Origin of the sequence: Sphingomonas chungangi (genome assembly GCF_013778325.1) — a bacterium.
In the GTDB taxonomy this organism is placed as follows: domain Bacteria; phylum Pseudomonadota; class Alphaproteobacteria; order Sphingomonadales; family Sphingomonadaceae; genus Solisphingomonas; species Solisphingomonas chungangi.
In genome coordinates this window covers 596083-609364 of record NZ_JACEIB010000001.1, presented here as the reverse complement: position 1 = coordinate 609364, position 13282 = coordinate 596083, and the positions used below count along the sequence as shown (strand labels likewise).

Genomic DNA, 13282 nt, shown 5'->3' with positions numbered 1-13282 from the left:
TCATCAAAGCTCAATCGGGGATGGAGCCCCGTAGACTTCGAAGAGGTCGCCCAGATCATCGACCGTCAGGTCCAGCAACCCACTGGCCCGCCGGGCAGACACGTGGCCGGCCTCGATCGCCAGGCCAATCACCTCGACGAACGGCTTGGAAAACGGCGGCGGCGGGACAGCCGCCGCCTCGCCGCGTCCATTGTTGCGCAAGGCCGCGTCGGGGATCGCCCGCGCCGCGGCCAGCTTCAGCCTGTTCAGGGCGACAAGCCGCCACTTGAGGGCAGACGCCGTCACCTTTAGCTGATCGGCGACGCCATTGAGATGCTTGATCAGCGCCCCGTCGTCCAGTGCCGCCCAATCCACTAGACCATCGAGAACCTTCGCAGGCATCAGCACGGCCGAGGCGAAGTTGTTGGCGAGTTGCTCGACCCGATTGCCGCCCGTTTCTATCGCCGCTTCGGAGTGTTCCGGCGGCATGGTGTCCCAAGTGAGGATGTGGAACAGCTCATGCGACAGGTCGAAGTTGCGGCGGCCCTCCACCTCATTGCGGTTGATGAGCACTACGTCGAGTTCAGGCAGACGGCAGGCCGCGCCGGAAATCCCGTCGAAGGCGTCCACGCGCAGCACCAGGATCCCGAGCGCCCGCTCCATCACCTCGGCCAGGCGGCCCGCCGGAACATCACCGAGCTCAAACTCCACGACGAAGCGCTCGCCCGCCTCCATGGCGTCCTCGAAGCTGTGGCGCGGCGTCAGACCCAGGGACCTGCGCAGAAGGGGCGCCGCGCGCCCGACCTGGGGCGACAGGGCGCGATAGGCAGCGATCCATCGGCCCGCGCTGCGCTCATAGCCATTGAGAGCCTGCGCGCCGACATTGGTCTGGCGCCACGAGAACCGTCCCTCGCCGACCAGCAAGAAGGGGTTGGTGAAATAGTCAAGGGAAGCGCCGAGTTTCTCGACGGCGATGACCAGCTCCTCGGCACTGACCTTCCGCTCACCGGTCTCGATCGCCGAGACGGTCTGACGATCCTTGAAGCCGAACACGCGCGCAAGGTCGTCCTGCGAGAGTTTTCGCTCCTCGCGCAACGCCTTGATTCTCGCTCCGATGAAGTTCGCCATAACCGCCTCCCGGGATCATGTAATCTTGCATATCGAAGAATGCAAGATTTTCTTGCGTCATGACGTGGGCTTCAATTCGGTGATCGGCGCAGCTCCGGCTTGCTCTTCGAAGTATAGGTCGCCGCCACTGAGGGACTGGCAGAACTGGTCCGCCAGAATGGCGCCCAGACGCTTCATGTCCCGGTGATGGAGTTCGAGCCTGAGCTCTCGGTCAGCTCCACGGTGTTCGGCGAAGTTGATTGCAAAGCCGGCTAGCAGTGTCCGGTTGCCCTGCGCCGACGGCTTGTGAACGGGCCGGATCGTGCGGCCATCTCCGTGGGCAAGCGCATCGCGGAGCCACTTGAAGAAGTCTTCCGCGCTCATCTCCGCAAAGTCGAAGTTGATCGGATGCGGTCCCGCACCTAGCTCATCAACCGCAACGATCCGCGGGGAAACCCGCGATAGGCTCCAAGGCGCATCACAGATGCGCGCGTGCCTCAACGCCTCCCGCGCGTCTCGCGCCGCATGATCCGCCGCGCTGAACCACGCCGGGCGATCCTCACCGTTGCCGCCCACCCACGTGCGGTTCTTGGTCCACAGGAGAATGGCGGTGAAGAGCGCGAAGGACTGGGTGACGTTGAAGGTCGTCTTGGGCGGCTCTTCGAGCATTGCCTTTAAGCGGCTGACGACGGCCCACTCCACATGCTCATCATGAATGCCGCCCATCGGCCCCTCCCTCAGTCGGCGTCGTCACCCTCGTCTACGTCCTCGTCGTCGTCCTCCGCGACTGCCGTCAGTCCTGCGGCACGCTCGTCGGCAGCGCGGGCGGCGTTGAGGGCGAGGAGGCGGGCCAGGACTTCGTCCTTGAACTCGGCCGGCCAGTCGAAGCGGGTTTTCGGCGTCTTACCTTCGTCTGCATTCTGCTCGATGAACTCGGGCGCGGCGCGCTCGGCCAAGTCGTTCCAGCCGTAAGCGCGCAACACTGCGACATCCATTTCGTGATGGAGCGCGCGCAGGCGAGCGACATCGGCGCCCTTCTCGCCACGCGCATGGAAGCGGTTGTAGGTCTTGGTCAGGCCCGCCGTGCGATCAACCATCACCTGCGCACGATATGAGTGATAGCGCTCGCCAGCGGCTTCAATGGATTGGAGGGTTTCAAACCCATGAGGGAACGGAAACGTTCGAAAGCAATCTGAGGGAGAATATCGAAGGTCATCCTTCATCGATGACGAAAAGAAGCGTGCCCAAAGTTCATGGACACGAGACTGCAGAATCGAGAAGCCATGAAAGGTCGAGAACGCGAATACGACCAGGCTGTCCGCCGGCACTATGCCTGTCGGAACTCGCGCGACCGAAAGCATTGGAGACACCCGAGAGACCGCGAGCATGTGTGGCAGCGGGCGAACTGCCGCATAGAGGGAGTTCTTCCTGTACGCGAATTGCCACCAGCGATCGCGAAGATCCTCACGCTTTTGAGACGCTCTCTCGTCCTTGGCCAACGTCTCAAGAATGAAGATTAAGTCAGGCCAGCGGGTCCTTGCCTCAGCTTCTGCCTTGTCTTCAAAATCTATAACGAACCTATGATGAAGCTGCCCAGGATCATTGTTAAGTTCCTCTCCGCCCAAGTAAGGAAATATTATTTCAGCATTCGTCCTGTCGGATTCAATAAGCTCTTCCATCCGCTGTAGGGACGAGGCGATGCCTTTGGCAGCCGCCTGATCGTCAAACGTGAACCCCATCCCCAGTACGTAGGAACCTACGAAAGCCTTCCTTGAATTTTCCGAAAGGGGAGAAGGCGAGAGATCGAAATCGCCTTCAACCAAGTAGGCCGAGATACGAGCTACTGGTCTGTCATCTAGGCACGGTTTTGCTACGAGCCCTTTCACCACATTGACGACTGACACTACGACAGCGGCTTCGCCTGGCCACCGTATGCGCTTCTGGGCCCGAGCGATAACTCCGCCGTCGGCAAGCACGAGGGCCAAAGAGCCTTCTCGCGTGTCACCTTGCGCGACGGTATTTGTACAGATCAGGCCGAACGCACCATCCTTTCTTAAGAGGCCAAACGCCCTCAGGAAGAAGTGCCCTACCAGATCGACGTTCTGGTTGCTCCGCTCATGCAGCGCCGCGAGCCAGTCGCGGTACCTTCTTCCATATTGCTCCGAAATTCGCTTTCCACCGAGAAATGGCGGGTTGCCAACGATCGCGTCGAACCCGCCATTCTCACGCGCGAATACCTCCGGAAACTCCAGCTGCCAGTGGAACGGGGGAATCCCGTGCTCGCCCGACCGAAGCCGGTTCGCCGCCGCCTCCAGCTGATCCCATCGCGGCGGCAATCCGGATATCTGGCTCTCGACCTCCGCCAGCGCCTTTTCCCGCGCCTTCGCCTTGTCTGCGGCGAAGAAGGCTGAGAGCACCGCATCGCCCATCGCGCGGATCGGCGACAACCGGGTTTCCAGATGACGATGCCGCTGTTCCTGGATTAAGCGGGCGGTATCGTCAGGCGCGGACTGAATTTCCGCCCGCGCCGTTTCCGCCTCGGTGACTCGCTCGCGAACCAACTGACGGAAGAGCGGCAGGCCGGGCCTGGCCTCGTCCCAGGTGGCGGCGGCGATTTGGGCCGGCGTGAGGCCTACAAGGCTGTCGCCGCTCTTCAACGCATGGTCCAGGAAGCTGAATTCGTGGTCCCGCGCCAGTGTCGCAAGCCAGAGTGACAACCGCGCCAGGTCGACCGCTCGTGGGTTCTTGTCGACGCCGTAGAGGCAACGCTGGGCGACGAGCCGCCGGGCATGCAGCTCCTCGTCCTCATCGGCCGGGATTGTCGGCCGGCTCTCCGGCCAGCGGGCCCACGCCTGAATCAAGCGCTCGCCAAGCGCCCGGCAGGCCTCGACCAAGAAGGCTCCCGACCCCATGGCTGGATCGCAGATCTTGAGGTCCAGAACCTGATCCGCCGTGGCGTCCGGCCCCAGGCGGGCAAAGGCCGGTTCCAGTGCATGCATGACAATGGGTGCGGTGAGCGACCGGGGAGTGTAGTGACTGCCCGTCTTGCGCCGTTCGTCGGTCGGTTGCAGGATCGGCGTGCTCGGCGCCGCCATCGTCTTCTTTGGCGAGCCCCGCTCATCGACCAGGCTATCTAGAGCGATGACCAGATTTTCAACGCTATTGGCGTCCTCAATCGGCTTGGCTTGCGCAGTCGTGAGCGCTCGGCCGGCGTCTTGCTTCAGCGATTTGATTCGCGCCTTGCCCTTGAGTGCCGCCAGCGCGTCGAGGTCCACGAAGACCGGCGTCTTATTGTTCTTGCCCGCTTTGATGGCCAGCGAGCGGCCGGACGTCAGGCCAGCCTCAAAGCCCATCACCGTCTCGTAGACCGAGCCGATCTGTTCGACGTCCAACGCGCGATAGGAAAGCCGTTCGCGCGTTCCGCCCCGGAGCTTCAGCGTCATCAGGCCTTCGAGGATGCGAAGCAGGCAACCGTCCGAGACGCCCGGCACGCGCGGCGCGTCCGCTGGAAGTGCACGTCCCTCCAGAAAAGGGAATGCCTCCGGGTCGAACAGCTTCCCGCCGCGCGCTTGTACGAAATGAGTGCGATGACCCCCGTAGATCAGCCGAAACAGCGCCAGTAGCTGGCCCCAGCCGCCCTGGCGCTCGTCCATCGTGTCCGGGTGGAGGGCTGCGTCCTCGCTCAGCCGTGCATAGAGGCCGCGCACGGCGTAGCTGGTTTCATAGACACGCCTGGCGTCGGCGTCGGTCCGCGACGGCAGAAGGTCCCGATCCTCTGCATAGAGCACGAAGACCAGCCGCATCAGCACCGTCAACAGCCCCTCATAGAGGTGGCCGGGCTGGGTATTTGCGAGATGGCGGATGAGGTCGGGTTCGGCCGCGTCGAAGCCGCGCAGGAGTTCGTGCAAGGCGCCGAGAACCTGACCCGCGAGGGCGGTGGAGACGGCGGCCTGGGCGTCCCGGCTTTTGGCCAGCAGGGCAGGTAAGCGACGGTCGTTGCCCTCGATGAATAGGCGGACGGAGCCCAGCAGCAGCTTTAAGCCGCCGAGCATCGGCCGGCCGGCGACGGTCGCCAGCGGACGGATCGGGAAGGTCAGATGCCCGGAGGTCTCGCCGCGCGGGGCGTAGGTCAGTCGCAGGACGTTATCAGTGATCATCAGGCCGGCAAAGATGCCCGTCTCGCGCAGTAGGCGCTCGAACCGCTGCTGCGGCGTCGCCTCCCACCCGTCGAGGCTCGCCCGCTGATCCGGGTCGATGCCGGCGTCCTCGACGCGAACGAGCAGTTGCCACTCGCCGGCGCCATCGCTCAGCTCGCGCACTGCCCAGGTCGGCTGCAGCGACGTGTTATGCTCGGGAAGCGGCACGACGAGTGACGCTGGGATTTCCGATCCCTCCGGCGCGCCTGCGACGTGCCGCGCTTCCCAACCGAGGATGGCCTGCGCGAAGGCCCACGGATCGCGCAACGCAGGGCCTGAACCCTCGACATCGATCTGCTCGGCGGCCTCTCCAGTGTCCACGGCCGTCTGGCGGGTGGGGGCGAGGCCGAGTTCCTTGATCAGGCTGGCGGCGATGACGAGGCCGACGGGCCGCACATGGTCGAGCCATTCGATGTCGGGATCGCGATTGATGTCTTCGCTCATGGCCTCACCCCGACGTTGGCCAGAGATAGACAATCCCGACCGGCTCCAAGCGGTGGGCACGAACCTCGTAGGCGTCCCTCAGCCGCTGCGGCTCGGTTTGAAGCTCGCTTTCCAAGCGGTCGAGCCGGGTCTGCCAATGGCGCCTGTCTGCTTCACGCTCGCGGCGCTCCTCGGGCACTAGGTCGAGGCTCAGCTGGTTCGGGTTGAAGTCCTTGGACGCGGCGAGGATGCGATTGCGTTGTTGCTCCAACAGGGTCGTCAGTGACCGCGCCTCTTCCTCACCCCGCTTCGCCAACTGGACCTTTACGGCTGCCAAGCGCTCGTTGGCGATGGCGGCCAAGCCGGGTGTCAGGTCGGTGATGTCCTTCGTCAACAGCGGCTGGATGCGCGCGGTGACTGACGCGGATGCCTGGTGGCCGTCGCGCAGGGCCTCCTCGAGCTGGTTCAAGGTCTTCTCTTCGCCGCTTTCGCCGAGTGGCCGCAGCGACTTTGTGGCGCGTTCCGCTTCCGTCCAGATCGCCGTGATGGGGATGATTTCTTCATGCAGCCTGGCCGCGTTAGGACCGTACACTGCTAGGCGCCCCATCATGACGATGCGCGGCTGCGCGCCGGGCCCCAGGATCACGGACAGTCGCGAGAGGCGCGACTGGAACCCTTGGCTGAGGAACCGTGAGAGGAGCCGGCGGACCAGCCTGTGCTCGAGATGGACCTGCACGACGTCATCGGCGTTGCGCCCATCCGCCAGCACGGGCGGCTCGAAGGAAATCTTGCGGACAGGCGCGTCACGCCGCCAGTCTCCGATCCGTTCACCGCGCTTCCGCGGGCGGGTGCGTAGGTCGTCGAAGGCGTCGTCCCAACCCGCGTCCTTCGCGAAGCCGGGGCTGGCCGGATCGAGCTGGAAGGTCGCGACCCTACCGACGTGCTCGGCTTCGGCCTCGTTCAGCGACACGCCGGCTCGGGCCATGGCCGTCGCCGCGACACGTTGAAGGTCATTTGCATCGACGCCCACCCGCTCGCGGGAGCGCTCCAGCGCCCGGCGAAGGTCGTCCTGTTCCTTGAGCAGAACCTCGTGCCGGGCGGCCTCCTCGCCGTCCATCTCGGCCTGGGCGCGAGCGCGGGCCTCCTTGTCATCCTCTTCGGCCACTTGACGGGCGATGGCCGAAGCCTGACCCTTGCCGATCCCGGCCTCGGCCAGCTTGGCGGTGACCCGATCTTCAATGACGCGGCCGGCGGAGCCGAGCTCCTCGCGGATGGTCTCGGTCTTACGAACCAGGGCTTCGAGGACGATGTCCGCCTCGCGCTGCTCATAGCGGAAGTAGCGGCAGTGGATGCGCTTGGCCGGCTGCAGCTTGCGATCGATGCGGCCGTTGCGCTGTTCGAGCCGCGCCGGGTTCCAGGGCAGGTCGAAGTGGATGAGATCGGCGCAGCGGGTCTGCAGATTGATCCCTTCGCGTGCCGCGTCGGTGCAGATGAGGATGCGCAGGGGCTCGACCGCGGGATCGGCGTTGAAGGCCCGCTTCACCGCCTCCCGGCGATCCGAATTGGTCGCGCCGGAGAAGACGCCGATCCGCTCGTCCTCGCGATCCGTGTCTGAGAACGCCTCCCGCAACCGGCGCTCCAGCCAGCGGCGGGTGTCCTCGTACTCGGTGAAGAGGATCAGGCGGCGCTTGTTCCAGACGCCCTCGGTGAAGAGGTTGGCCTTGATCCAATCGACCAGGTGACGGACGCGGGCGTCGGGGCGGGTGGCGGCGTGCTCGGCGATGGCCAGCATCTCGTCGACCGCGGCGAGCTCAGCCAAGAGGTCGCCCTTTTCAGCGCCGACCGAGCCGATGACCGTCGCCGCATCGGCGAGGCTGTCTTCCTCGGCGTCGGCCGTCGCCTCAGCCTCGGCGTCTTCCAGATCGAGTTCCGCGATGTCGTCTCCGGCGCGCGCCGCGACAAACCCCTGCGCGGCTCCCGCCGATTGCAATGGGGTCTCCCCGTCGATGATCCGCTGCAGCCCCTTGCGATGCACATTCAGGGTGCGCGCGAACGCGGCGATAGAGGAGAGCAGCCGTTGCTGAAGCCCCACGAACGCCAGCTTGGCTAGGGCGGCCTTCTGGGCCGGCAACGTCGCGATGCGCAGCATGCGCAGGTCGCCATAGGCGGCGAGCCGGCGTGCGAGGTCCAACTCCGGGGCGTTGTCAGCTAGGCCGTCGATGACGATGGGCTCGATGATCCGTTCGGGGAAATCTTCGCCCAAACGGCGCAAGTCGGACTTCAGCCGTCGAACCATGACTGGCTCGAGGTCCTTCGGCCGCACGATGACGCCGCGGGTGAACCGCTGCGGGTCCAACATCTCCAGCAGCGCCGAGAAGCTATTCGAGTGTCCGTTGTGCGGGGTGGCCGACAGGAACAGCCGGTGCTCGAAGCGATCCGCGAGTTCCCGCACAGCCCGGGTGAGCTGGCTGGACACTGCGTAACGCATGCCCGCCGAGGGGGCGGCATGGTGGGCCTCGTCGAGGATGAAAAGGGCGCGGGCGCGGAACTCGCCAAGCACGTCCCGCAGCCCACCGGCGTAGGTCTCGTCTGTCAGGAGCCGGTGGGAAATGATGAAGCGCGAGCCGGTATTCCAGGGGTTCACGGCGAACCCGCGCTGGCGCCGCAGGTCGGAAACCCGCTCCCGGTCGATGATGTCGAACGACAGGCCGAACTTGGCTTCGAGTTCGTCCTTCCACTGGATCGTCATCGAAGGCGGGGCCGCGATGACGATAAAGTCGACCCGCTTGCGCAGCAGCAGCTCTCGCGTGACGAGGCCGGCCTCGATGGTCTTGCCCAGGCCCACGTCGTCAGCGATGAGAAGGTTCACGCGCGGAAGGCGGAGCGCCTTTCGAAGTGGCAGCAACTGATAGGCATCCAGACGGATGCCGGCGCGAAACGGGGCTTGCAGCAATTCACGGTCAGCAGCCGTGGCGGACTTCCAACGTAAGGCCCTAACATGCGCGGCCAGAACCTCGGGGCTGTCTGGTCCGCCTAGTCCGACTGATTGCCAGCCCGTGTCATCGATCACCGACGCCCCGACTTCGGCATCCCATATCACTTCCAGCGCTTCCCCGCTGGCGTCGTCGGCGATGCATGAGAGCGAGAGGGTGTGGAGGCCTTCGCCAGCCTCTATTACACCGTCAACGAGCCATGAACGCCCCCGGACATTAACAAATTCGCCTTCGCTCGGTGGCGTCAAGCCGCCTCTACCGAGCATGCCGCCATCCCTTCCTGGTCTCGATATCGACGCGGTTGAGCAAATTCAGCATCGGCAAATATAAGATCCACAAATATAAGATCCATATGCGGTTGACAGGAGCGCTTATCGCTCGCGGTCATAACCAGCGCTCGCTGACGACGCTAGCCGAATGAACGAGCGTTTTGGAGCTGAGAAGCGGTGGAAGGCGCGCCGAATGTCGCTTTGTCGATCACCAGCCAGCTAATGAATGGCGCTTTTGACCCTAGTCCTTGAAAGCCGCCACACCGCTATCGGCCCAGTTTCTGTATGTTTGGAATACCGACGGGCGAACGTTTCAATGTCGGCTTCTGGCATGAGCTACCGTTCGACACATCGCAAGCGAACGTCCAGACTATCTCAAAAGCAGTCAATCGCTCTCGCCTGATGGACAAGTTGAACGAACGACGGCTTTTGGGCAAGACAATTTCGACCTTGAACGGCTTGGGATAGCGCGTGTTGGCCGAAATCTTTGCGGCCCGGCGCGGCTGCGGGGGCGTAACAAGCACGCCCGTCAGGCTTACATCTCTCTGTCCGCTTCACATTCGACATGTTGAATATCGTGGCGATCCGTCCGCAATTTTACATCGGTACGAGTTCCGCGAACCACGTTCGCTGCAGCGATCACGGCAGTTCCTCGCAGTGCGGGATGATCGATCAGCTTTGTCGCAGGCTCTCCGATCAGCGCGGAGACGACCGTTTCCGGGATCGCCTGATCCAGCACCAATTCGGTTCCATAAAGGCGGCCGACACTTGGCATACTGACCGAGGCGAGAATCCGGCCATCTCGCAGGCACACTGCCGCACCGTCGGCCTGCCCGCTTCCGAGAGTGACGAAGCCACCCTGACCCGTATCCTCGTCGCAGTTTGCGACCAACGCCACGGCCACCTCGTTCACATCGCGCTGGGCCGTCACGATGGCTCCTTTCGCGATACCATCGATTTCGAGCACGGCACCACGTTCCCGAAGGCGTTCCAGTGCCCGAAGCCGGCGCTTCTGCTCCGGTACGTAGCCGTTGATCTGGCCCTGGAATTTGCGGCCGCTCCATGCGTGGAGACGTCGTGTGTATGGACGCAGCGCGTCGTCCAGCATGATGATGTCGGCTTCCATTTCCGCGTCGGCATCGATCAGGGAATCGTTCACGCGCTTCGACATCGGCCACAGCCCGCGAACCTCCATGCCCAGACCGTCGCGGGCGACCTTGGCCTCCAATACTTCCCTGGTCGCCGCGAACCTGCGCGCCCAGCGATCCTTCATCCGGGCCAGTTCGGCCGCACGCTGCACGATTTCGTCGGCCGCGGCGTCCAACTCGGCATCTTGGCAGTTCCTGAACCGCGATCCGCCAACGGCAAGGGGGAGCACGAAATCGCCCACGTCGATGGAAACGATGAGGCCGGGCGCGCGGTTGAAGCGATCTCGTTCAACACAGAAGGAGGATGTGTTCGGCACCTTGATATCCGGGTGCCCGATGGCCCGAATCCCGTCGGCAACACGGTCTATCATTCGCTGCATCTGGGCAGCCGTGAGCAACTCGCTCGTATTCGTCATCCGCTGATCCCTTTGGACTCAAGGCTTTTTCCGCCCACTGCGTCAGCCTGCTTCCCCTTCCTCAAGACGAGGTTGCTTGCTGCATGGATGTGGCGAAGTCGGGATGAGCCGCCGACGGCGACGACCAGGATCGTGGCCCAGTCTGTCAGGTTCAGCGGCGGCGATATCGTTGCCGCTTTGTACAGACAGAAATGGAAATCATGTCTGTATAGCCCCCCATGCGGGCACCGAGCCTGCATAGCCTTCGAGGGCGTAAGCGTTCAGGAACTGGCGTCCGCGCATCAGATCGCGGTCAACGACCGACTGGCTGCCTTCCGCACATACGGCGTCGTAGCGTGCCGTGATCACCTGAATCTGGTGATCGACGATCGCATTCGCGCTCTGCGCATCGAGCAGGAATATCGGCGCCGCCGCGATGCAAACGGCAATGCGGCTGTCCCGACTCTCCCCGCGGATCAGCATCGCCTGGCTCGCCTCGCCGCCGGCGCGCGCCTGGGGGCAGATGTCATAGGCCGGCGTGAGCGTAAGCGACCGGCCATCCCAGAAGGCGGCGTGGTTGCGCGCATGATCGTCCGTGTTGCCGCACAGGATGTTGAACACCAGCCGGCCGAACAGCTCCCGCAACATCGCCTTCGGCTCGGCGAAGCGATGGCGGATGATCTCGGCCAGCGTCTCATAGCTGGCATAGCGCGCCATCATCTCGTCGAGTTCGAGCATGGTCAGCGCGGAGATCATCGCCCGGCGCGCCCAGCCTCCCGGAATCGCCTCCCGATCGAAGCGCTCGACGAGCAGTACGTCTTTGCCGTGCGCCCGCACGAGGGTCACGGGAGCGACGTCGAGCCCGACTTCCGCCGCAAGTCGCATGGCGACGAACTCCGCCTTCACGACATTCTGGACGTCGCCGGAGGCCGGGAATTTGGCGACATATTTCCTGGCGCCATCGGTGATCAGCGCCTTGGGACGCGCGCCGCCCAGCGAGCTCCCGTGATGGAGCGCGCGGTCGAGCTCAGGTGTCAGCGGCACACCCGCCTCGACCCGCTCGGCGGACTGGATCAGCTCATCCAGCGTGGCTCCGTCGGCGGCGCGGGCCACATAGTCGGTGGCGGACGCCTGGAAATCGAGGGCGCCGGTGCGATCCGAACCCGATTCCAGCAGATAGGTGATCTCGTCGATGCGATCGACGTCGCCATCGCGCGCCTGCCGTCCGAGGAGACGGTTGAGAATGACCCGCCGCCCCCACGCATCGGGAGCAGCGTCGCGCAGCGCACTGGGGATCGAAAGACCCGGCAGTGGCGCGATCGCTCCCGCTTCCAGCGGCAATTCCGGCAGATAGAGCGCGATCGCGTCGGGGCGCTCCAGATAGCTGCGGCCATAGTTGAAGGACAGGCGGGGACCGTCCCGAAAGACGCGGCCCGCCACCACCGGCCCAGCCTGACCCGGCAGCCAGACCCAGACGTAGGCCTGATCCGCCATCAGAAATCGTCGTCCACGGGCGTCCGGCGCTGGCGCACCGCCGACGGCAACAGCGCAAGCCGATCCGCGACCCGATCAGCCTCGCGCGCGAGATCGCGCTCCTCAAGACCGAACAGCGGAATCCGAAGGATCGCCGCTACCTCGAATACGGATCCTATCGCACAGCCCGGATCGCCGCGCTCGATCCTGGCGAGTAGCGAGCGGGATATGCCGGCTCGCTCGGCAAGGTCGATCTGCGCGATACGCTGCTCGGTACGAGCACTACGGATCGTGTCGGCCATGAGGCGGAGCGCATCGGCAGCGTATCGTGACGGTTGTGCCATAGGTAGCCGTATAGCATCAAATATCGATCATTAAAATCTATATGCCTTATATTTGATGCACAAAACGCAATTACCGGCGCCGGAGGTTTGGTGCGAGCAGCCGTCCTAGATAGAGCTGGAGGTGGACCGCGACGTCGGGCAATTCCATCAGTACGGCCACGGTGCCCGAGATGGCGCTCGTGAACACGCTCTGTCTTCTTCGCGAGCATGAGAGTGACAGGTTCTAACGTCCACGCGTGCGGATGTCCTTTCACCGAAGAAAGGGAGTTCGGACTTGAGCTACTGGGACATCGGAATGCGCCACATCGTCGACATCGACGGACAGCCTCTCGCGATCGACGTGGAGGTGATTGAAACGACGGCACTGCTGGCCAGGGAAAATCGGCCGCTAGATCGTCGGCTGTGGCAAATTCGTGCCGGAGAATACCATCCGGTGTTGCCGAACCAGCTTATCCGCCTGGAGGAGGATCAGGTCACGTTTTTCGAGACCACGCCTTTGCCGATCGTCAATGCTGACCAAAGATTGGCCGCGTAGCCGATGCGGTCGATACGTTCGCGACCGACCGATCCGTGAGGGGCGGCGGCGCGGGGTGGTGAACGCGGACGGCGGCCTGGCTGTTCGTCGATCCGTATGATCCCGCACGAACTCGGATCGGACTTCGACGCTACGTCCGCGACAGCACAATTGTGCTTGCGATTGTGCTGTCCGCTGTGTCATCGCCCCTAATGCAGCCGTGGCAAGCGCGGCGCAGGCTCAGATTTCTGCCGTTTTTGGCGGATGGTGTTGGTGGTCTCGGGAATTGGTTGCGAATCCTCTCTCCCCGACCATACGCTGCTAAGTGTCTGATTTCACGTCACCACCGACGCGGTCGGGAACGGTTGTACCCACGACTGTTCCCATCGCTGTGCAACGGGGCGGCGAATGGGGTCACGGAACCTTAAGCTTAGAGGCGGC

General features: G+C 63.8%; 8 protein-coding genes. 1 reads left to right on the top strand and 7 read right to left on the bottom strand.

The window, feature by feature from the left end; genetic code table 11:
- Positions 1 to 3: 3 nt before the first annotated feature.
- The 7 genes from HZF05_RS03040 to HZF05_RS03010 all read right to left on the bottom strand — a co-directional run bounded on the left by HZF05_RS03040 (position 4) and on the right by HZF05_RS03010 (position 12285).
- Complete coding sequence (locus HZF05_RS03040) at positions 4 to 1107, bottom strand: XRE family transcriptional regulator (protein ID WP_160365126.1); 1104 nt, start codon at positions 1105 to 1107, stop codon at positions 4 to 6.
- A gap of 57 nt (positions 1108 to 1164) precedes the next feature.
- Positions 1165 to 1812: a hypothetical protein gene (locus tag HZF05_RS03035; RefSeq protein WP_160365125.1), complete on the bottom strand. Its 648-nt coding sequence runs from the start codon at positions 1810 to 1812 to the stop codon at positions 1165 to 1167.
- Positions 1813 to 1823: 11 nt separating this feature from the next.
- Positions 1824 to 5726, bottom strand: a complete 3903-nt coding sequence (locus HZF05_RS03030; protein ID WP_160365124.1) for an Eco57I restriction-modification methylase domain-containing protein — start codon at positions 5724 to 5726, stop codon at positions 1824 to 1826.
- A gap of 4 nt (positions 5727 to 5730) precedes the next feature.
- Complete coding sequence (drmD, locus tag HZF05_RS03025) at positions 5731 to 8964, bottom strand: DISARM system SNF2-like helicase DrmD (RefSeq protein WP_160365123.1); 3234 nt, start codon at positions 8962 to 8964, stop codon at positions 5731 to 5733.
- Positions 8965 to 9502: 538 nt separating this feature from the next.
- Positions 9503 to 10531, bottom strand: coding sequence for a hypothetical protein (locus tag HZF05_RS03020; RefSeq protein WP_160365122.1), 1029 nt, complete (start codon positions 10529 to 10531; stop codon positions 9503 to 9505).
- A gap of 198 nt (positions 10532 to 10729) precedes the next feature.
- The gene (locus HZF05_RS03015; RefSeq protein WP_160365121.1) at positions 10730 to 12004 is read right to left on the bottom strand and encodes a type II toxin-antitoxin system HipA family toxin; all 1275 of its coding nucleotides are present in this window, start codon (positions 12002 to 12004) and stop codon (positions 10730 to 10732) included.
- Complete coding sequence (locus HZF05_RS03010) at positions 12004 to 12285, bottom strand: helix-turn-helix transcriptional regulator (RefSeq protein WP_246331466.1); 282 nt, start codon at positions 12283 to 12285, stop codon at positions 12004 to 12006. Before HZF05_RS03010 ends, HZF05_RS03015 begins: the two co-directional genes overlap by 1 nt.
- 316 nt (positions 12286 to 12601) lie before the next feature.
- Here HZF05_RS03010 and HZF05_RS03005 point away from each other — a divergent pair, with 316 nt between their 5' ends.
- On the top strand, positions 12602 to 12862 hold the full coding sequence (locus HZF05_RS03005) for a hypothetical protein (protein WP_160365119.1): 261 nt from the start codon (positions 12602 to 12604) through the stop codon (positions 12860 to 12862).
- Positions 12863 to 13282: the final 420 nt, after the last annotated feature.